Source organism: Streptomyces sp. 5K101, from assembly GCF_046506645.1.
Lineage (GTDB): Bacteria > Actinomycetota > Actinomycetes > Streptomycetales > Streptomycetaceae > Streptomyces.
This window is the reverse complement of record NZ_JBKFFO010000005.1, coordinates 63,712-82,283: the sequence shown is the minus strand read 5'-3', so window position 1 is coordinate 82,283 and position 18,572 is coordinate 63,712. Positions and strand designations below refer to the sequence as shown.

18 protein-coding genes, 1 tRNA gene and 2 pseudogenes are annotated in these 18,572 nt (G+C 70.5%); 13 read left to right on the top strand and 8 right to left on the bottom strand.

Going from position 1 to position 18,572, the window contains the following annotated elements; translation table 11 throughout:
• The first annotated feature begins 1,054 nt into the window (after positions 1 to 1,054).
• From ACLB9X_RS11360 to ACLB9X_RS11350, 3 genes and pseudogenes are all read left to right on the top strand, one after another.
• A pseudogene (locus tag ACLB9X_RS11360) lies at positions 1,055 to 1,281 on the top strand (DUF2945 domain-containing protein).
• 6 nt (positions 1,282 to 1,287) lie between these two features.
• Positions 1,288 to 1,638 carry a DUF3140 domain-containing protein gene (locus ACLB9X_RS11355; protein WP_410360167.1) on the top strand — a complete coding sequence of 117 codons (351 nt, stop codon included), beginning with the start codon at positions 1,288 to 1,290 and terminating at the stop codon, positions 1,636 to 1,638.
• Positions 1,639 to 1,685: 47 nt separating this feature from the next.
• A complete protein-coding gene (locus ACLB9X_RS11350) occupies positions 1,686 to 1,925 on the top strand; it encodes an oxygenase MpaB family protein (protein ID WP_410360166.1) in 240 nt (79 codons plus the stop codon).
• Between the two features lie 127 nt (positions 1,926 to 2,052).
• Here the strand turns inward: ACLB9X_RS11350 and ACLB9X_RS11345 are convergent, their stop codons facing one another.
• A complete protein-coding gene (locus tag ACLB9X_RS11345; protein ID WP_410360165.1) occupies positions 2,053 to 3,315 on the bottom strand; it encodes a SpoIIE family protein phosphatase in 1,263 nt (420 codons plus the stop codon).
• Complete coding sequence (locus ACLB9X_RS11340; RefSeq protein WP_410360164.1) at positions 3,312 to 4,115, bottom strand: alpha/beta fold hydrolase; 804 nt, start codon at positions 4,113 to 4,115, stop codon at positions 3,312 to 3,314. Before ACLB9X_RS11340 ends, ACLB9X_RS11345 begins: the two co-directional genes overlap by 4 nt.
• A gap of 464 nt (positions 4,116 to 4,579) precedes the next feature.
• Between ACLB9X_RS11340 and ACLB9X_RS11335 the strand changes: the two genes are divergently transcribed.
• The 6 genes from ACLB9X_RS11335 (at position 4,580) to ACLB9X_RS11310 (ending at position 10,091) form a co-directional block, all read left to right on the top strand.
• Complete coding sequence (locus tag ACLB9X_RS11335; RefSeq protein WP_410360163.1) at positions 4,580 to 5,065, top strand: MSMEG_6728 family protein; 486 nt, start codon at positions 4,580 to 4,582, stop codon at positions 5,063 to 5,065.
• Between the two features lie 414 nt (positions 5,066 to 5,479).
• Positions 5,480 to 6,271 (top strand): UbiA family prenyltransferase, encoded by a 792-nt coding sequence (locus ACLB9X_RS11330; protein ID WP_410360162.1) that lies wholly within the window; start codon positions 5,480 to 5,482, stop codon positions 6,269 to 6,271.
• On the top strand, positions 6,271 to 7,452 hold the full coding sequence (locus ACLB9X_RS11325) for an NAD(P)/FAD-dependent oxidoreductase (RefSeq protein WP_410360161.1): 1,182 nt from the start codon (positions 6,271 to 6,273) through the stop codon (positions 7,450 to 7,452). The genes ACLB9X_RS11330 and ACLB9X_RS11325 overlap by 1 nt, the downstream gene beginning before the upstream one ends.
• On the top strand, positions 7,449 to 8,537 hold the full coding sequence (locus ACLB9X_RS11320) for a type III polyketide synthase (RefSeq protein ID WP_410360160.1): 1,089 nt from the start codon (positions 7,449 to 7,451) through the stop codon (positions 8,535 to 8,537). The genes ACLB9X_RS11325 and ACLB9X_RS11320 overlap by 4 nt, the downstream gene beginning before the upstream one ends.
• Positions 8,534 to 9,052, top strand: a complete 519-nt coding sequence (locus ACLB9X_RS11315; protein WP_410360159.1) for an isoprenylcysteine carboxyl methyltransferase family protein — start codon at positions 8,534 to 8,536, stop codon at positions 9,050 to 9,052. The genes ACLB9X_RS11320 and ACLB9X_RS11315 overlap by 4 nt, the downstream gene beginning before the upstream one ends.
• A gap of 10 nt (positions 9,053 to 9,062) precedes the next feature.
• Complete coding sequence (locus tag ACLB9X_RS11310; protein ID WP_410360158.1) at positions 9,063 to 10,091, top strand: NAD(P)/FAD-dependent oxidoreductase; 1,029 nt, start codon at positions 9,063 to 9,065, stop codon at positions 10,089 to 10,091.
• Between the two features lie 123 nt (positions 10,092 to 10,214).
• Here the strand turns inward: ACLB9X_RS11310 and ACLB9X_RS11305 are convergent.
• A pseudogene (locus ACLB9X_RS11305) lies at positions 10,215 to 10,839 on the bottom strand (HemK2/MTQ2 family protein methyltransferase); the annotation flags it as partial.
• Between the two features lie 606 nt (positions 10,840 to 11,445).
• The gene (locus ACLB9X_RS11300; protein WP_410360157.1) at positions 11,446 to 11,721 is read right to left on the bottom strand and encodes a hypothetical protein; all 276 of its coding nucleotides are present in this window, start codon (positions 11,719 to 11,721) and stop codon (positions 11,446 to 11,448) included.
• Positions 11,722 to 12,178: 457 nt separating this feature from the next.
• On the opposite strand from ACLB9X_RS11300, the gene ACLB9X_RS11295 reads away from it, so the two are divergent.
• The 3 genes from ACLB9X_RS11295 to ACLB9X_RS11285 all read left to right on the top strand — a co-directional run bounded on the left by ACLB9X_RS11295 (position 12,179) and on the right by ACLB9X_RS11285 (position 13,913).
• Positions 12,179 to 12,628, top strand: coding sequence for a DUF4383 domain-containing protein (locus ACLB9X_RS11295; protein WP_410360156.1), 450 nt, complete (start codon positions 12,179 to 12,181; stop codon positions 12,626 to 12,628).
• Between the two features lie 397 nt (positions 12,629 to 13,025).
• Positions 13,026 to 13,385, top strand: a complete 360-nt coding sequence (locus tag ACLB9X_RS11290) for a hypothetical protein (protein WP_410360155.1) — start codon at positions 13,026 to 13,028, stop codon at positions 13,383 to 13,385.
• A gap of 6 nt (positions 13,386 to 13,391) precedes the next feature.
• Positions 13,392 to 13,913 (top strand): tyrosine-type recombinase/integrase, encoded by a 522-nt coding sequence (locus tag ACLB9X_RS11285; RefSeq protein WP_410360154.1) that lies wholly within the window; start codon positions 13,392 to 13,394, stop codon positions 13,911 to 13,913.
• A 71-nt stretch (positions 13,914 to 13,984) separates the two neighbouring features.
• Here the strand turns inward: ACLB9X_RS11285 and ACLB9X_RS11280 are convergent.
• The 4 genes from ACLB9X_RS11280 to mptB all read right to left on the bottom strand — a co-directional run bounded on the left by ACLB9X_RS11280 (position 13,985) and on the right by mptB (position 17,836).
• Positions 13,985 to 14,058, bottom strand: a tRNA-Pro gene (locus tag ACLB9X_RS11280).
• A 128-nt stretch (positions 14,059 to 14,186) separates the two neighbouring features.
• On the bottom strand, positions 14,187 to 15,125 hold the full coding sequence (locus ACLB9X_RS11275; RefSeq protein ID WP_410360153.1) for a metallophosphoesterase: 939 nt from the start codon (positions 15,123 to 15,125) through the stop codon (positions 14,187 to 14,189).
• Between the two features lie 21 nt (positions 15,126 to 15,146).
• Positions 15,147 to 16,385: a glycosyltransferase 87 family protein gene (locus tag ACLB9X_RS11270; RefSeq protein WP_410360152.1), complete on the bottom strand. Its 1,239-nt coding sequence runs from the start codon at positions 16,383 to 16,385 to the stop codon at positions 15,147 to 15,149.
• Positions 16,382 to 17,836, bottom strand: a complete 1,455-nt coding sequence (mptB, locus tag ACLB9X_RS11265) for a polyprenol phosphomannose-dependent alpha 1,6 mannosyltransferase MptB (RefSeq protein ID WP_410360151.1) — start codon at positions 17,834 to 17,836, stop codon at positions 16,382 to 16,384. Before mptB ends, ACLB9X_RS11270 begins: the two co-directional genes overlap by 4 nt.
• A gap of 258 nt (positions 17,837 to 18,094) precedes the next feature.
• Here mptB and ACLB9X_RS11260 point away from each other — a divergent pair, with 258 nt between their 5' ends.
• Positions 18,095 to 18,559, top strand: coding sequence for a GatB/YqeY domain-containing protein (locus ACLB9X_RS11260; RefSeq protein WP_410360150.1), 465 nt, complete (start codon positions 18,095 to 18,097; stop codon positions 18,557 to 18,559).
• The last annotated feature ends 13 nt before the right edge of the window (positions 18,560 to 18,572 follow it).

The window sequence follows — 18,572 nt, the reverse complement described above, 5'->3', positions numbered from 1 at the left end:
GAGCGGTCAGGGGAGGGGGTGCCGCGGCCGTAAGGGCCGCAACTTCCGCAACAGAGACCTACAGGAGCGTCGGTGCCAACCGCCGGTTCGAGCCCGCCGGACCGCCCGTCGTCTTCCAACTCGGGGCGGAGTGATCTCCTCGTGCGGCCCACGCGCTGTCGTGGTCGACCGTGAAGGAGGTCCTGTCCGAAATGGTTGTGCTGCGGCGCGCGCAGTGGCGTTGAGGGAGGCGAGCCGGTCGGGATGGACCGGATCGTCATGTTCCATGGCGGCTTGTCTGGAGGACGGGCTCGGGGCTGATGCCCGCCCGCGACGCCGCCGGCCCGGCACCTAGGCCCGTGTGGAGGAGTACCGCCATATCCTCGAAAGTTGGGCTCGGCTGCACGCTGGCCCGCCTCACTGGCGAGCGGCGCAAGGCGGGCCAGGCACGGCCGACGACGTTCGGCCCGGGTGGCGCGACTCACTCTGGCACGGGCGCCTTGCGCGTCGAGGTATCTGCCGTCGTCGAACACCCTGCGGCGACGTCTGTCGCCTGGTCGGGCCTCGTCAGGTGGCCAGGTCAGCTGCGAGTCGTACAAGCTGTGGTCTTCGCCGACGTCGGCGGTCAACCGCATGTCCGGCAGGTCGCTGACAGAGACCCCGACCGCGGCAGCGATGACTGACGCCGGATGGCGCTCCGGCCCGCCGCGCTCGGCTGGCGGACGTCGGCGACAATCTCGGCTGATCACCAAACAGCAGCAGGACGCGGACGGTGATGCGCTTGGTGGCCATGGGCGCCATTCCTCGATCTACTCCATCGCGGAAAACCACCGCATGTTCGGGTGTGCCAGTGGCCATGCCCTGCTCTTAGCTCACTGGCCTCGTCCCTCACGACACCGACGACGTCGCCGTGCCGGCCTTCCGGCTTCCCCGGTCCGATCACTGGCCGCTGTCGCCAGCTGTACTCGGTTCTGCCCGCAGCTGCGCCTGCTCACGAGCTGCGACGAGGCCGGAAAGCCCTCACTCTGGAGGAGGGAGGCCGAGCCGTCCAGCGCGCGCAGCGAGGGAGAACGGAATGGCGAAGGGGCGCAGGGAAAGCAAGGGGCTGCAGAAGGGCAACAAGGTCACCTGGAGCAGTCACGGCAGTGAGGCCGAAGGCAAGGTGGAAAAAAAATCACTGAGCGGACAAAAGCCGCAGGGCGGACGGTGGATGCCTCGTCCGAGGATCCGCAATACCAGGTCCGCAGTGAGAAGTCCGGCAAGTCCGCGGTGCACAAGCCGTCAGCGCTGAAGAAGAAGTGAGGCCGCGTGGACGACAGCGAGCGGAAAGAGACCTGGGACGAGTTCCACGAGCTGGTGAACATGAAGCCGGCCGAACTGGAGAAGTGGCTGGAATCCGAACAGTCGCAGAGTGCCGGACAGCACAAGGACGGCGGCGAGTCCACGGGCCACGCCTCCGGCAGCCGTGTCGCCGGTCCCGACGGACCGGCGGTGCGCGCGCGCATCCACCACACGCCCGGCCCGCGCTGGTTCGGACCGCACCGCCCGATCCGCACGGTTCACGCTGACGCCTCGATGTTCGTCGGAGGGCTGAGCGCACTGCTGCAGTCCCTGCATCCGCTCGCGATGGCGGCGGTGGCCGGGCACTTCGGTTACTGAGGCGATCCGTGGCGGCCGGCGCCAGAGAACCAGCACCTTCCTGGACCGTGACGACCTACGGCACCGCCGCGGACGCCCAGCAGGCCGTCGACCACGTGCGCACCATCCACGAACGGACAAGTGGAACGACGGCCGAGGGCGTGCCGTACCGCGCGGGCGATCCGCACCTGCTCGGCTGGGTGCACGCCGCCGAAGCCCACTGCTTCCTGCGCGCCCATGCATGCTGTGGCTGCCCCGAATGCCGGTCGTCGAGGACCTCGCCGTACGCCCCACCGGCCAGGCCCTGACCCGGACCATCCGCTGGGCCATGAACCCACCGCGCCAGTCTCGTCCGACGTGAGCCCCCCGGGGCCCATGGTGCCGATGCGCCAGCGTTGCCAGACACGAGGTGCGCCAGTCGCGGGCAGTCGGCCATCAGGCGGTGTCAGAGGGACGCGGACGGCCAAGGGCGAGCAGGGCGGTGTCGTCGTCGAGCCCGTCGCCGAAACCGGCGAGGAGGCCGATGAAGGCGTCGATCACGGAGCGTGGGCGCGCCGGGGCGAGGTTGGTGGCGAACGACTGCAACGCGTCGTAGCCATACAGGTCGTCGTTCTCTCCCGTGCGCGCCTCGGTGAGGCCGTCGGTGTAGAGCAGCAGGGTGTCGCCGGGATGGAGGGCGGTGCGGACGGTGGTGAAGGACGCTTCGGGGAAGGCACCGATCAGCAACCCACCAGGCGTCGGCAGGTACTCGGCCCGGCCGTCCGCCCGCAAAATCAGCGTCGGCGGGTGGCCGCCGGAGGCCAGGCGCACGGTGACGGTTTCCCCTGCGGGTTCCAGGATGCCAAAGACAGCGGTGCAGTAGCGCGGGTCGCTGGTGTACCGCTCGAGCAGCGCGGCGTTGAGGGTGGACAGGACGGCTTCGGGATCGGAATCGTGCAGAGCCGCCGTGCGCAGGGTGTAGCGCACGAGGGAGGTCACGGCCGCGGCCTGCGGGCCCTTTCCGCAGACGTCGCCGAGGAAGAAGGCGAAGCGCTCGTCGCCCAGGGGGAACAGGTCGTAGAAGTCACCACCCAGCTGCATCGAGGAGGCCGTGTGGTAGTGGGCGGCGCTTTCCACGCCGGGCACCGTCGGCAACCTGGCCGGAAGTAGGCTCTGCTGCAGTACGGCCAGGGCCTCGCGCAGTTGCTCACGGTCGGCCTCCGCCCGGCGGTGGGCTTCCTCGGCCGCGCGGCGGGCGCGAAGCAGCTCGGTCTCATAGGAGCGCCGGTCGGTGGCATCGAAGACGGTCGTGCGGATCAGCAGGGGGCGGTCTTCCGCGCCCCTCTTCACGGTCGAGGTGATCAGGACCGGAAGTCGGGACCCGTCCGCGACCTTCATGTCCAGTGCGATGCCGCCGACGTGCCCCTGCATGCGCAGCAGCGGTGCGTAGTGGGTCTCGTGGTAGAGCTTGCCCCCCACGGTCAGCAGGTCGCTGAAGTGCTTGCGGCCGACGACCGCCTCCCGTGAGAGGCCGAGCCAGTCCAGCAGCGTCTTGTTGATTTTGACGATGGTGCCGTCCATGAAGGTGGACAGGTAACCGCAGGGAGCGGACTCGTAGAGTTCCTCCGTACTCTCCTCCAGCAGCGCGGTGACATCCGCGCCGACGCGGGGCTTCCCCTCGCCGTCGGATTGAGGAGCGGGGCCGGAGCGACGCGTCATGCCAGGTCTTTCACGAACGCGATGATCGCCTGGGCGGTGGCCTCGGGAGTGCTCAGCTGCGGGCAGTGGCCAGTAGCGGCGAGGGTGACCAGACGACTGCCGGGAATGGCTGCGTGGACGTAGGCTCCGACCTCCCGGGGTGCGATGACGTCCTGGTCGCATTCCACGATCAAGGTAGGGACGGTCACGGATGTCAGATCCTGGCGGGTGTCGGAGAGGAACGTGGCGCGTGCGAAGACGCGCGCGATGTCAGGATCGGTGGCGCAGAAGCTGTTGGTCAGCTCCTCACCCAGCTCGGGTCGCTCCGGGTTGCCCATGATGACCGGGGCCATGGTCGCGGACCAGCCGAGGTAGTTGGCCTCCAGTGACTCCAGCAGCTCGTCGATGTCCGCCGCGCTGAAACCGCCGCGATAGCCCTCCTCGTCGATGTAGGAGGGTGAGGGACACACCATGACAAGCGAGCCGAGTCGGCTTGGCGCCGCCGCGGCAGCCAGGACGCCGACCATGGCGCTGACGGAGTGGCCCACGAACACGGCGTTCCGCAGCTCCAGCTCCTCGCACACGTCCACCACGTCCTGGGCGTAGCCGTCCAGAGTGGCGTAGCGCTCCTCCTGCCAGGCCCTGAGATCGGAGCGGCCGGACCCGACGTAGTCGAACAGCACGACGCGGAAGTGCTCCGCCAAGACGGGCGCCACGAGACGCCACAGGTTCTGATCGCAGCCGAAGCCGTGTGCGAGGACGACGGTCGGACCGTCTTCCGTCCCGACGACGCGAACGTTGTTCCTATGACGGACAGCCATCCGTCCATGGTCCCACGTCGGCGATCGGACTTGCCTTTCCGCCATCGACCCGGACCCCCATCTGACAACGGCCTCGGATCACAAGGCGCTGACGGTGCGGACGCCACCTGGGTTACCGGAGCTCGTTGCCGCCACGTGGCGGGTGGGGGGCCACAGCATGTGGGCTCCGTGAGCACCACAGCCTGGTCGACGCCGGTAGGCCGCCGAGGAGCTGGCCGGACCGTTCGTACCCCTATACCGCGGGGTAGGCACGTTAGTGGGAGCCGTGTTTGTCTTGGTGGACGTACTGAACTTCATCCCGCGCAGCACCACCGACTTCGGCCGCTCTGACATACGTCTGTCACGGATTCAGGGATCGGGCGCCGAGATGTTCTGCGTGTGACATTTGACGTGACGGCGTTACCCGGCCGAGCACCGATGGCTCCGCCCCGGCCGGACCATTCCCACGCCTGATGGGGTAACAGATGCAGACCTTCCTGCCTTATCCGGACTTCAGGGCATCGGCGCTGGTTTTGGACCGTCGTCGACTCGGCAAGCAGCGGGTCGAGGCGCTGCAGGTCCTCCGCGGGCTCATCGTGCCGGGTTACGGGTGGCGCCGGCACCCAGCGGTGCGGATGTGGGCCGGCTACGAGGAGGCGCTGGTCCGGTACGGCCTGGAGGTATGCAAGGTGTGGCGTGAAGCGGGGCATCAGGACACCTGTGCGGCTTCGCTGGTCAGTGGCCTTGCCGCATTCCGGCCTGGTGCACCAATACGTGCCCAGCCGCAGCTGGCAAGCGCCGGAGAGCTACCTCCCTGGCTCGGTGATGACGCCTTCCACCACAGCCACCGCTCGGCGCTGGTGCGCAAGGACCCGACGACCTACGTCCCGCTGTTCCCCGGCGTGCCGGACGATCTACCGTACGTCTGGCCGGCGTCGGACCGGACAGGCGACTCCGTACCCGACGCGTGAGTGTGCTCGGCCAAGGACAGGTATGGCGCTGCGTCGGCCCTCGCCCGAATATCCGGCCCGCACCCGATCGTCGGGGCGCTGAACATGCAGGCGGCCGACGGGATCGGCGCCGCGGTCGACGGCGCGTTGGCCAGCGTGTGGGGGCCTTGGGGGCGACGTGGAGTCGCTGCTGGACCACCGACGTCAGCCGGATGCCGGAGTAGGTCGTGTGAGCGGGCGGGCAATGTGGCACCGATCTTGCATGCGCATGGTTACCGGGACGACTGGGAACGTCAGGTCCGCCGTCGTACGACGTCTGCGTGCCGAGGGCGCGCAGGACTGTTTCGGCCCGATCCGGCGGCTGCACGTCCCGGTGGCGGTCTGGTGATGCCCCTGGCGTCCAGCGCGGGGCCGACGCGGCCGGCGCCGTCACCCGTGCTCGCACTGTTCGCCGCCGCCCATGGCGGGCCGGCTCTGGCGGTCACCGCTGTCGGGGGGTTGCTGGCGCTCCGCGGCGACCTGCATCCGCTCCACGCCGTCGCCGTCACGGCGGGATTGTTCACCGGCCAGCTCACGATCGGCTGGGGCAACGACCTGCTCGACCGTCGTCGCGACCTCGCCGTCGGCCGCACCGACAAGCCGCTGGTCACCGGCGCTCTCCCGGTCGGGCTGGTGGGGCGAGCCCTGGCCTGGGCCGCACTCGCATGCCTGGTTCTGTCCGTGCTGGCCGGCTGGCGCAGTGCCCTCGGCCTCTTCCTCATCACCGGCGCGGGGCACCTCTACAACCTGGGGCTCAAGTCGACCCGGTGGTCGTGGGCGCCGTACGCCTGCGCCTCCGGCACGCTACCCTCGGTCGTCACCCTCGCCGAGCCCATCCCGCACTGGGCGCCGTTCTGGATGACCGGTGCGGGTGCCACGCTCGGTGTCGGAGCACACCTGCTCAACGCGCTGCCCGACCTCGCGGATGACAAACGCACCGGTGTCCGCGGCCTCCCGCACCGGATCGGTGAGCGCCTCTCACGTGTTCTGGCCGCCCTGCTGCTGTCCGTGGCCTCGCTGCTCGTTGTGTTCGGCCCCGCAGGTGTGCCCCCGGGGTGGGCGTGGGCAGTCCTCGCACTCGTGGCCGTCCTCGCGGCGCTCACGCTGGTCACTCAGAGCCGATCACCCTTCCGCGCCGCGGTGTTCATCGCCCTCCTCGACGTCGTGCTGCTCGTGGCGGTCGGCTGATGGTGCCGACGCCCACCCACTGGGACCTCGCCGTGGTCGGCGCCGGACCGGCCGGCGCGGCCACAGCCCTCGGCGCGCTGCGGGCCGAGCCGGGCCTGCGTGTCGCTCTCCTGGACCGGGCGGACTTCCCCCGGGACAAGGCCTGTGGCGACGGGGTGGCTCCGCACGCTCTCGATCTGCTGAGCGAGGTGGGCGTGACAGGTCTCGTCGACGACCGGGCGCCGGTGGACCGGCTCCGTCTCGGCCGAGGCGCCCTGGTCGTGGAGCGGCGGATGGCCCGCCCGGCCTGGGTGGTACCGCGCCGTGTCTTCGACACCCGCTTGGTCGACGCGGCGGTCGCCGCAGGCGCCCGGTTTCTCCGGCACCGGGTCCGTGACGTGCGGCAGTACGGCGATGCGGTGGTCCTGGACGGCGAAATCTCCGCCGCGGTCGTCGTGGGCGCCGACGGTGTCCACTCGGTCGTCCGACGCGCGCTCGACCTGCCCGGCGGGCCGGCGGCCCTGGCGGTGCGCGGCTACGCCCCGATCCCAGCCGGGCGGCGCGGCGCGCAGGTCATCGCGTTCTCCGGCCACCACCGGCCGTCGTATGCATGGTCCTTCGACCTTGGTGACGGCCGCGCGAACGTCGGGTACGGCGAGATCGTTCATGAGAACCATCCTGCGCCGAGCCGGGTCCAGTTGTTCGAGCGCATCGAGGCTCTCCTGCCCGGCGCGACGGAGGGCGGGGAGCACTGGGTCGGTCACCACCTGCCGCTGTCGACGGCACGCTGGCGCCCGCCCACCGGCCGCCTGTTGCTCGCGGGCGACGCCGCCGGCCTGGTGAACCCGCTGACCGGCGAGGGCATCTACTACGCCGTCGCCTCCGGTATCGAGGCCGGTCGCGCGGCAGCCGCGGCCCGGCGCGGCGGACGGCCCGAGGCGGCGGGGGATCGGTACGCCCACGCCATCCGCCGCATCCTGCTGCCCCACCTGCGTCACACCGCTGTCGCAGCCCGGCTCGCGCGCAGCACACGCGTCCTGGAGGCCGGCCTGCGCGCGTCGGCCGCCGACCAGCGCGTCTTCGACGACCTCGTGGAGCTCGGTCTGGCCCGGGGCGGGCTCACCCCCGCCATGGCGCTCGGCCTGGGCCGGGCGCTGGTCGCGCCGTTCCGCCCCACCGGCCGACTCCCGGAGCCACCATGACGGTGCGTGTCCTCAGTGTCCGCGGCGCCCTGCCTGAGTACCGCCACCGGCAGGAAGAGATCACCCGGTCCTTCACCACCACGCTGACCGAGGGCAGGGTCAACAGCGGCGTTGTCGAGCGCTTCCACCGCAATGTGCGTGTTGCGACCCGGCACACCGTGCTGCCGCTGGCGGAGTACGCCCAGCTCGAGGACTTCGGTCAGTCGAACGACGTGTTCATCCGGGCGGGCGTCGAGCTCGGCGGTCGCGCGGTCGTCGACGCGCTCAAGGCTGTCGGGCTCACCCCGGCCGACGTCGACTACATCGTGTCCTGCACGGTGACCGGCCTGGCCGTCCCCTCGATCGAGGCCCGCGTGGCCGCGGAGATCGGGCTCCGCCCCGATGTGGTGCGGCTACCTCTCGTCGGCCTCGGCTGTGTCGCCGGAGCAGCCGGCATCGCCCGCCTGCACGACCTGCTGCGCGGCCGACCGGACGGTGTCGCTGTGCTGATGTCGGTGGAGCTGTGCTCACTCACCCTCCAGCGCGATGACACCTCGGTCGCCAATCTTGTGGCCAGCGGCCTCTTCGGAGACGGTGCCGCCGCGGTGGTGGCCGTCGGATGCGAGCACCCCCTCGCGCGGTCCGACGAGCCCACCCGTCCCGAGGTGCTCGCCTCCCGCAGCCGTCTCTACCCCGACTCGGAACGCATGATGGGTTGGGACGTCGGCTCCGGCGGCTTCAAGATCGTGCTTGACGCGTCAGTCCCCGACCTGGTGCGCCGCTACGTCGGCGAGGACGTCCGCGGCTTCCTCGCCGAACACGGATTGCACGGCGACGACATCAGATGGTACGTCGCCCACCCCGGCGGCCCGAAGGTCCTGGAGGCGCTGCAGGACGCCCTCGGAGTCGAGCGGCACGCCCTGAGCGTCACCTGGGACTCGCTGGGCCGCATCGGCAACCTGTCCTCCTCGTCGGTGCTGCACGTCCTGGCGGACACGCTCGCCAACCGTCCGCCGACGCCCGGCTCCTACGGGCTCATGCTCGCCATGGGGCCGGGCTTCTGCTCCGAACTAGTGCTTCTGCGCGCTCCGCGAGGTGGGCAGTGACCAGCGAGGTCTTGTTCACCGCCCTGGTTGTGACCATCGGCCTGGAACGAGTCGCCGAGTTGGCACTGTCCCGGCGCAACGCCGCTTGGAGCCTGACGCGTGGCGGCGTGGAGTACGGGCGGGGCCACTACCCCCTCATGGTGATGCTGCACACGGGGCTGCTCGTGGGCGCGCTCACAGAGGTGTGGATGCGACGGCCGGACGCCGTAGCGGTCCTCGCGTGGGCCATGCTCACCCTCGTCGCGGCCTCGCAGGGGTTGCGCTGGTGGTGCGTGGCCACCTTGGGCCGGCGGTGGAACACCCGCGTGATCGTCGTGCCCGGCGCCCCACGCGTCACCAGCGGCCCCTACCGATGGATCCCCCACCCGAACTACGTCGCTGTCGTCATCGAGGGGCTCGCGCTCCCGCTGGTGCACGCTGCCTGGGGCACAGCCCTGGTCTTCACCGCACTGAACGGGTTCCTGCTCGCCACCCGCATCCGCACCGAGGACGCCGCCTTGACGCGGCTGGCCTGAGGAAACGCGCGTGGACCTGCTCGTCGTCGGCGGAGGACCCGCAGGCCTGGCCACGGCCCTGCACGCGGCCAGGGCGGGGCTCGACGTCACCGTCTGGGAACAGCGCGCCGGCACGGTCGACAAGGCCTGCGGCGAGGGACTGATGCCGGGCGCCGTCGCCGCCCTGGCGGCGCTCGGCGTGCACCCGCCGGGGCACGCCCTGAGAGGGATCCGGTACGTCGCCGGGCCGCGCCGGGTCGACGCCGATTTCCGCGCGGGGCCGGGGCGCGGGGTACGCCGAACGACGCTGCACGCGGCGCTCCGTGAGGTGGTGCTCGCCTCGGGAGTGCGGATCGAGCAGCACACCGCGCGCCGCATCGAGCAGGAGGAGGACGGCGTGGTGGCCGACGGCGTTCGCGCCCGTCACCTCGTCGCGGCCGACGGCCTGCACTCGCCGATCCGCCATGCCCTGGGCCTCGATCGGCGGCATCCGGGCCACCTTCGGCGGCACGGGCTGCGGCGTCATTACGCCCTCGCCCCCTGGGGCGACCACGTCGAGGTGCACTGGGCACGCCAGGCGGAGGCCTACGTGACCCCTGTGTCCGACGATCTCGTGAACGTCGTCCTGCTCACCGCCACCCGCGGATCGTATGACGACCACCTTGCCGCCTTCCCCGAGCTGAGGCAGCGCCTGGCCGGGGCCAGGCCAGCCGGACCGGTACGCGGGGCGGGCCCGCTCCGCCAGGTCGCGAGCGCGCGTACCGCCGGCCGGGTGCTGCTCGTCGGCGATGCGGCCGGCTACCTCGACGCGCTGACCGGCGAAGGCGTCGCGCTGGCGCTCGCGCAGGCGCCGGCGGCTGTGCGAGCAGTGACCAGCGGGGACCTCGGGGCCTACGAGAGGGAGTGGCGACGGCTCACCCGACGCTACCGCTGCCTGACCCACGCGCTGCTCTGTTCGACCAGGGTTCTCCCGGCCCGCGCGGCGCTGGTGCCCATGGCACAGAGGTTGCCGTGGCTCTTTTCCGCCACTGTCGACGTGCTGGCACGCCCGGTCGGGTAAGCCCGATCACGCGGGACGGCCAGGGCTGACCGAAATCGAATCTTCATCGTTTCCAGCTCGACCTCGACCGGTCACCATCAGGAAAAACCCTGGCGCTGAACCTTGATCCGGCGCGGTTCGTCGGACGGGTCGTTCGGCACGAACGACCACCAGCTCTTCCCTCTGATCAGCGGCGACCAAACTGCGCTCCCGTAGCCAGCCCTCCCGCGACCGCACAACGGGGCCGAACGGGATCACCCGACGCCGTGTCACGGACGCCTTCAGCCCTGCCCGCGCAGATGCCCCAGCGTCCGGTCGGGACAGCTGAGCGCCGAGTGCACGACCAGAAGAACACCGCCGGGGCGCAGCAGGGCGGGGGTTTCCAGACAGATCCAGTCGAGGACGAACCGTCCGTTCCCGGCCGGCGTCCCAGGAGCGGGCCGCGCCACGCGGTACGTGGCCCGTGTCGGGCGCAGGCACACAGGGCGGATTGGCCAGGATGAGGTCGAACGACTGCCCCCGCACAGGGGCGAAGAGGTTGCCGTGCCGGATGCGGACCTGGAGCCGGCCAGCCGGTCGTTCAGCCGTGCAGTGCTCACCGCCCGCCAGGACACGTCCTCCGCGGTCATCCGCGTGCCACGGCCCCGCGCGGCCCCGATCGCCAGCGCGCCCGAACCGGAGCCCACGTCGAGGACGTCCGCGCCGTCCGGCAGTACTCGTCATGCAGGGCCCCGACCAGCAAATTGGTATCTTTCTGAGGGGCGTACACGCTCGGTGTGACTGACGCCGGAGTGCGCTCCGGCTCGCCGCGCCCGGCTGGCGCCCGGCGGCGACAATCTCAATGTGAGCTGGATGCCGGATTCGGGGCGGCAGAATGAGGTCCCAAAGGAACAACTGCTCCCCTGTCGTTTCTGTGCGCCGTTCCTGGTCATCAACTACCGCATGACATCTGGCCGGTGACGGAGTCGGCGTGGGGTGAGCGTCCTTGCTTGACGCCACCACTGGACGGCTTCGGTCGCAGCCACGGGTCGGCGCATCCGGACGCCGACGACTGCCTGTGGCGCGTCCCGTCGGGCGGCGTACTGTGCTGTGCACTTCGGGTGCTGCGGCCCTTTCCCTTCCCGCCCGATGTCGGGCGTCTGGCTGTCCAGTCCCAGGTCGGCGCTGACTGTCAGTTGCTCTAAAGACCGCGAGCGCGTTCAGTTGTCTCCAATGCTTTCGTCAGGGCTCCCAAGGCCCACACTGTCGTGTCGCTAAGGCCCTCGGGGTACGGTCGTGGCCGTTGCTGCAAAAGTTCGTCACTTTCCACGAGGCTGGATGTGCGGTGGTGCCCGACTGGGCAGGCACCACTAGGCAACTTCGGCTACGCAGCTTTTCAGCCGGCTTCCCTACGCTCCCGGAATTCATGCACGCTGGCGGTGAGGGTGCCGTCTTGCTGCTCGTAATGGGACAGGGCGAGACCGAGGCCGAAGAACGTGGGAGCCCACTCGCCCACGAAGAGGCCCCACCGGTCGGCGCGGGCGAGCCCGGTGCCGGGTTCGGCTTTGAGGCTTGTCACCCAGGCGGCGACTGTGAGGCCGATAGAGGTAAATGCGGCCATGTAGGCGTGCTCGCTTCGGACGCCCATCTCGTGCATTCTCTTGACGATCATGGTGTTCTCCGAGTCATAGGTCGGTAGTGGGGGCGGTTTGCGGTTCCTGACAAGGGCCGCACACCGGAGAGAGTCCGAGCCGATCGGCAGTGCTGCAGACGCGCGCCGTCGTCGTCTCCCGCCTATTGCAACAGCGCCGTCGCTCGATCAGCCGGGCGTCAGCGGTGGCCAGAACTTCAGCAGGCGCTGCCTGCACCTGCGAGTGCCCGCTTTTTTAAGCAGCAGCCACGCACCGGGGAATCGGTGACCTTTTTTGGTTGCGCCTTCAATATTCCGTGGAGCTCCATCGGGTGGACGTCAGTCGGCCGGGAAGACCCGCCCGTGGTCTGGCGTCGACCGGACCGGCGTGCACCGAGCTCACGGTCGGCCAGGTGGTGTTTGCGTCAGGCGTGGTACTCGTCGGCAAGAGTCGCTTCCTTCTGCTGACTCACCGGTACGACGTAAGGACCGAAAGGCCATGACCACACATACACGCGCAACCGCCCGGGGCCCCGTGCAGCAGGCCGCTATGCTGGCGGGTGCCATATTCCTCCTGGTGGGCATACTGGGCTTCATTCCGGGAATCACCACGAGTTACGGCTCCATGAAATTTGCATCGCACGAGTCAGGTGCCATGTTGTTGGGGATCTTCCAGATTTCCGTCCTGCACAACCTCGTCCACCTGGCCTACGGCGTGGCCGGCCTGGCGATGGCCCGCACCGCTTCGGCTGCGTATGCCTATCTGCTGGTCGGCGGAGCCGTCTACCTGGTGCTGTGGATTTATGGGTTGGCCGTCAGTCACAACACTGACGCCAACTTCGTGCCTCTCAACACTGCCGATGACTGGCTTCACTTCGCACTGGGCATCGTCATGATCGGCCTTGCGCTTTTTCTCGGCCGACGCAGCCCTGGCCGCGGAGATCGGTGAGGGCGAGTCAGGCGAGGGCTTCTTCCTTCGGGAATAGGCCCGCAGCATCGCTGCAGGCCCTTTTCGACACGCTGATCCTCAAGGGGCGTGCAGGGGTACTGGCGCGGCGACTTCTTCGACACCGTCTCCAACGGCGCCATCGACGTACACCACAGCTGCGCGACCGGCTCGTCACCTGGGCACAGTCCGTGCGCCTCCTGGCCGGCGCGGGTCCGCGCCGCCTGCATTGAGCTGGTCACGCGGCCAACACCAGCGACAAGGGCAGCATCAGTATCCGCCTGCTGACTGACCTGCGCGACTACGTGTGCAACGGCATCGGCCGCCTGCCCATGAACGACTGGTTGGAGCGGGGACTGAAGGGCGCGATGAGAAGGGGACGATCGGCAAGAACCGGTCGATGGCGAACAAGCACCTGATCCCGTTCATCGGCAAGGCCAAGCTGAAGGAACTCAGCGCGGACGGTGTCGACGACTGGTTGGACGGCAGGGCCGAAGTGCTCGCGACTCGGAGCCTGCGTGACCTGCTCGCTATCCTGCGCCGTTCTGTCGCGCACGCTCAGCGCAGGGACAAGGCCGCGCGGAATGTCGCCCTACTCGCCACCGCACCGGAGGGGCGCCCCGGCCGACCGAGCAAGGCACTGAACCTGGAGCAGGCGAAAGCCGTGCTCACCGCCGCGCGTCCGTCACGGCTGTACGCCTACCTCGTGCTCTCGCTCCTCAGCGGTGTGCGCACGGAAGAGGCACGGCCCCTCACCTGAAATCACGTGTTCCTGGAAACGAAAGACGGCATCCCGTCGCATGTCGCGGTGTGGCGCTCGGTGCGCAAGCACGGCGGGACCAAGACCAAGAAGAGCCGCCGGACCATCGCTCTGCCGAAGCAGGTGGTCGATGTCCGCGAAGAGCACATGCGATGGCAGAAGCAGGAGTGCGCAGCGCGAGGGATGGAGTGGAGCCCGACCGGGCGCGTCTTCACCACCCGGAGCGGCGAGCCGCTCGATGCGGCGAACGTTCGGTGCGACTGCAAGGCCATCGTGAAGAAGGCCGGGCCAAAGCCGGAGTGGACTCCGCGGGAGCTTCGGCACAACTTCGTGTCCCTGCTCTCCGACCATGGCATCCCGCTGGAGACCATCGCCCTGTTGGTCGGGCACAGCAGTCAGACCACCACAGAGGCGGTCTACCGGAAGCAGCTCCGGCCCGTGATCACGGAGGGGGCTGAAGCGATGGATGACATCTTTGCCGAAGATCAGGAAGGGGAGGGCGAGGAAGAGGGCGACGCGGTGGCCTGATCAAATTCGTTTGGCCCCCCGAGCACGACAAAGGGCCATTCGCGATCACGCGAATGGCCCTTTGACCAGCGTCGGGGTGGCGGGATTTGAACCCACGACCTCTTCGTCCCGAACGAAGCGCGCTGCCAAGCTGCGCTACACCCCGATGTCGCCCACTGTCCCGGCGACGTCGTTTACTTTAGCCCACCCGCGCCCTGAGACGAAATCCGGTTTTCCCTGGCCTCCGGGCCGTCCCTGCCGCAGGCCACGGCGGGGAGCACGGCCGGGCCGGGGTCAGTCCCTCGGAGTCAGCGTCAGAAGCGTCGCCTCCGGGGGGCAGGCGAAGCGGACCGGGGTGTAGCGGTTCGTGCCGCAGCCCGCCGAGACGTGGAGGTAGGCGGTGCTGCCCTCCGCCGTGTGCGTGGACAGGCCCTTCACCCGGTCCGTGTCCAGGTCGCAGTTGGTGACCAGGGCGCCGTAGAACGGGATGCACAGCTGGCCGCCGTGGGTGTGGCCCGCGAGGATCAGCGGGTAGCCGTCGGCCGTGAACGCGTCGAGGCTGCGCAGGTACGGTGCGTGCACCACCGCCAGCGACAGGTCGGCGTCCTTCTCCGGGCCGCCCGCGACCAGCTCGTACCGGTCGCGCTTGATGTGCGGGTCGTCCAGGCCTGTGAAGGCGATCTCGTAGCCCTCCAGCTTCAGGCGGCCCCGGGCGTTCGTCAGGTCCAGCCAGCCCGCCGCGTCGAAGCCGTCGCGCAACTGCTCCCACGGGTTGTGGACCGCGCCGACCGCCGGGGCGTTGCCGTTCAGGCCGTGGCGGCCCTGGGCCTTCTCCAGGAGGTAGCGGGCGGGGTTGCGCAGCTTCGGGCCGTAGTAGTCGTTGGAGCCGAAGACGTACACGCCGGGGTACTCCAGCAGCGGGCCCAGCGCGTCGAGGACCTCCGGGACGCCCTCCGTGTCGGAGAGGTTGTCGCCCGTGTTTACGACGAAGTCGGGTCGCAGGCCGGCCAGGGACTGCAGCCAGGCACGCTTCTTGCGCTGGCCGCTCACCATGTGGATGTCGGAGACCTGGAGGACGCGCAGCGGCCGCATCCCGCGGGGCAGGACCGGCACGGTGATCCGGCGGAGCCGGAAGGAGCGGGCTTCGAACCCGGCGGCGTAGGCGAGGCCGGCCGCGCCGACTGCCGCGATTCCTGCGGTGATCTTCAAGGGCATCCCGTAGCGTGCGCGCATAGGCCCATCGTTGCAGAACGTTCAGAGGCTGGGGAGCGGCGGACGGTCACCGGCCAGGTGGCACGCGTCCGGCGGCGTGCGCAGCGGCAGCGCGAAGAGCAACCCGAGGGATATCCAGACGTACGTGTTGCCGCCCAGGAAGCCGTCGAGTCCGGACGAGTCCCTGCTCCACAGCCACACCACACTGCTGCTCAGCACCACGGGCAGCGCCACGGACCAAATCAGCAGCCGGCGGCGGTCCGGCCCGTCCGGGGCGCGCAGGGCCGCGTCTGCCAGCACCACAAGGGCCGGGGTCAGCCAGACCAGGTGGTGGACCCAGGTGACCGGGCTGATGAGGCAGGCGAGGACGCCGGTCAGGGCGAGGGCCGCGGCGTGATCATGGGCGGCGTTCGCCTTGCGTACGCGTACGGCCCAGACGACCAGCAGCGCGGCCACTCCGAGCGCCCACACCGTCCGGCTCGGTTCGGCCGGGTCGAGGAGGCGTGCCACCAGGCCCTGCCAGGACTGGTTGGAGACGTACGCGAGCGCGCCGACGCGGTCGGTGTCCCACAGGGCCTCGGTCCAGTACACGCGCGAGGCGCCCGGCGCCGCCCACGCGGCGATCCCGGTGGCCCCCAGGGCGACGGCCGTGGCCGTGGCGGCGGCGCGCGGGCGGCCGGTGAGGAGCAGGTGGAGGATGAAGACGGCGGGGGTGAGCTTGATCGCGGCGGCCAGGCCGGTGCCGATGCCCGCGTACCGCGAGGCACGGCCGCCGGCGAGCAGCCGGGCGTCGGCGAGTACGAGCGCGAGCAGGAGCAGGTTGACCTGGCCGAAGCTGACGGTGTCGCGGACCGGTTCCAGCAGGGCGAAGGCGCAGCCTGCGAGGGCGAGGGCGTACCAGGGCGTCCAGCCCTCCCGGCGGATGAGGGGACCGGCGGTCCAGTGCAGGATCACGGCCGCGGCCGCCGCGTTGAACAGCACGCTCAGCGCCACGGCGCTCTGCCACCCGATCAGTGTCATCGGCAGCATGCACACCGCCGCGAAGGGCGGGTACGTGAAGCCGTAGTGCGTGCCCGGCACCAGGTAGTCGTAGAGAGGACGGCCGTCCGTCCAGTGGCGCACGGCCCCGTAGTAGACGCCCAGGTCGAACCAGTCCCGGTGCAGCGGGACCGTCGCGAGGAACAGCAGGACGGCGGCGGCCAGGCCGGCGACCAGAAGCAGCCGCCCGCGCGTGGTCACCGGCCGGTGCCAGGCGGTCTCCGTCGTCTCCAGCTGTGTCATGCCGTACTCCCAACAGGCCGGTGGGCGAACCGATGTGCGCCCCACAGCGCCGTCAGCGCGAGCAGCCCACCGCCGACGGCGAGCGCCAAATGCTTGGCGTCGGGGGCGAATCCGCTCGGCAGTACGGCCAAAGCGAGGACTCCGCTGGCCGCGGCGGCCGCCCGGCGCAGGGGCCTTCCGGGGCCGGCGGCGGCGATGAGGAACAGGCCCCACAGCACGTACCAGGGCCGTATCGCGGGCCCGAGGAGGGCGACGGCCATCAGGCTGAGGCCCAGCGCGTGGACCGGGCGCAGCAGATGGTGGCGGCGCCAGGCGAGCAGGACGGCCAGGGCCGTGGCCGCGAGGCCGAGCAGGTGCCAGGCGGGCATCGCATGGCGGGCGAGGTCCGCGAGCCCGTTTCCGGCGTCGGCCAGCACGGCGGTGGTCATCCGGCCGAGGGTGGAGGTCAGGGACCAGTTCTCGGGGGACACGGGGGTGTCGAGCGCGGCGAGCCAGCCGTATCCGGTGCCGACGAGGGCGGTGGTCGCCGCGGTGGTCGCCGCGCATACGCCGAGCGCGGCGAGGACGGAGGACAGCCGCGGTGCGCGGGCCCAGGGCGGCTGCCGGGCCCACAGCACGACCACGGCGATCAGTCCCAGGGCGGCCGGGGCCTTGACCAGAGTGGCGAGGGTGATCAGGACGACTGCCGTGACCGGCCGGTGGCCGAGGGCGGCGACGAGTCCGGCGCCCAGCAGGCCGATCATGATCGCGTCGTTGTGTGCGCCGCCGACGAGATGCAGCAGCACCAGCGGGTTGAGCGCGCCCAGCCAGAGGGCGACGGACGGATCGGTTCCGCAGTACCGGGCCAGGCGCGGCAGGCACAGCGCCATCAGCGCCACGCCGAGCAGCGCGACCAGCCGCATGCCGAGCACACCGCCGGTGAGCCGGTCGGCCGAGAAGGTGCCGAAGTCCGCGGAGCCCGCTATGGCCGAGGCGAGGGCCAGGAAGACGGGGCCGTACGGGGCCGGGGTGTCGCGCCACAGGGGTGCGACCTCGGCCGTGAGCGGACCGCCGAGGCGGGAGGGGCCGTAGGCGTACACGTCGAGCTGTGCGTCGACCATCGCGCCCTGGGCCAGGTAGCTGTAGACGTCCCTGCTGAACAGGGGCGGCGCCACCACGAGCGGGGCAGCCCACAGCACGAGCGTCACGAGCAGGTCGCGCGGCCCGGGCGGCCGCGGTCCGCGCACCGCCCGGCCCAGCAGGACCCACGCCGCTATCAGGACGACGAGCCCGAAGTACGCGCCGGCCAGGCCGAGTGCGGCCGCCCCCGAGTCCGGAGCGAGCACCTCCCGAACGGGCAGTGCCCCGGCGCCCACGCCGCCCGCCGCGAGCGCCGTCGAGCCGATGAGCCCGAGCAGCCGGCAGTGGCGGAGGCCGACGGCCGGGCCGGCGAGCAGACGGAGGGACGACACCCGCGCAGGCTGTCAACGGACGGTGTCCGGGAGGCGACGTTCCGGTCGACCGGCGGGGGCCGTCGTGTGTCCGCGGCCTTACGAACTCCTGGCGACCACACCTCGGTTGGCGCTCGCGGCGCGCTCCAGGCCCGCGCCAGCCCAGCGACCGGCACGCTCCTCCGGCCGAGCCAGGGGCACCACCCGGTGCCGCCTACCGGCGCGCGGCGCGCGAAATGCGCGGGCGCATCCCGTCGCGTACCTGCGACACTTGGGCGCATGACCACGCTCAAGTCCAAGCTGCAGGAAGACCTCACCGAGGCGATCAGGGCGCGCGACGAACTGCGCTCCTCCACGCTCCGGCTGACCCTCGCCGCGATCACGAAGGAGGAGGTCTCGGGCAAGGCCGCCCGGGAGCTCTCCGACGACGAGGTGCAGAAGGTGATCGCCAAGGAGGCGAAGAAGCGCCGCGAGGCCGCCGACGCCTTCGCGCAGGGCGGCCGTGCCGAGCAGGCCGAGCGCGAGAAGGCCGAGGGCGCGATCCTCGACGCCTACCTGCCGCAGCAGCTGACGGACGACGAGCTCCACCAGATCGTGGCGCAGGCGGTCGAGGAGGCCAGGGCGGGCGGCGCCGAGGGACCGCGGGCCATGGGCGCCGTCATGAAGATCGTGAATCCGAAGGTGGCGGGCCGCGCCGAGGGCGGCCGGGTGGCGGCCGCCGTGAAGCAGCTGCTCGCGGGCTGAGCGCGCACGGCGT

Coding starts and splice junctions, on each gene's coding strand:
- ACLB9X_RS11345 (WP_410360165.1), bottom strand. CDS start 3,315: ATGACGCGTCGCTCCGGCCCCGCTCCTCAATCCGACGGCGAGGGGAAG.
- ACLB9X_RS11320 (WP_410360160.1), top strand. CDS start 7,449: ATGACGGTGCGTGTCCTCAGTGTCCGCGGCGCCCTGCCTGAGTACCGC.
- ACLB9X_RS11325 (WP_410360161.1), top strand. CDS start 6,271: ATGGTGCCGACGCCCACCCACTGGGACCTCGCCGTGGTCGGCGCCGGA.
- ACLB9X_RS11340 (WP_410360164.1), bottom strand. CDS start 4,115: ATGGCTGTCCGTCATAGGAACAACGTTCGCGTCGTCGGGACGGAAGAC.
- ACLB9X_RS11260 (WP_410360150.1), top strand. CDS start 18,095: ATGACCACGCTCAAGTCCAAGCTGCAGGAAGACCTCACCGAGGCGATC.
- ACLB9X_RS11290 (WP_410360155.1), top strand. CDS start 13,026: ATGGCGAACAAGCACCTGATCCCGTTCATCGGCAAGGCCAAGCTGAAG.
- ACLB9X_RS11295 (WP_410360156.1), top strand. CDS start 12,179: ATGACCACACATACACGCGCAACCGCCCGGGGCCCCGTGCAGCAGGCC.
- ACLB9X_RS11300 (WP_410360157.1), bottom strand. CDS start 11,721: ATGATCGTCAAGAGAATGCACGAGATGGGCGTCCGAAGCGAGCACGCC.
- ACLB9X_RS11335 (WP_410360163.1), top strand. CDS start 4,580: ATGCAGACCTTCCTGCCTTATCCGGACTTCAGGGCATCGGCGCTGGTT.
- ACLB9X_RS11270 (WP_410360152.1), bottom strand. CDS start 16,385: ATGACACAGCTGGAGACGACGGAGACCGCCTGGCACCGGCCGGTGACC.
- ACLB9X_RS11275 (WP_410360153.1), bottom strand. CDS start 15,125: ATGCGCGCACGCTACGGGATGCCCTTGAAGATCACCGCAGGAATCGCG.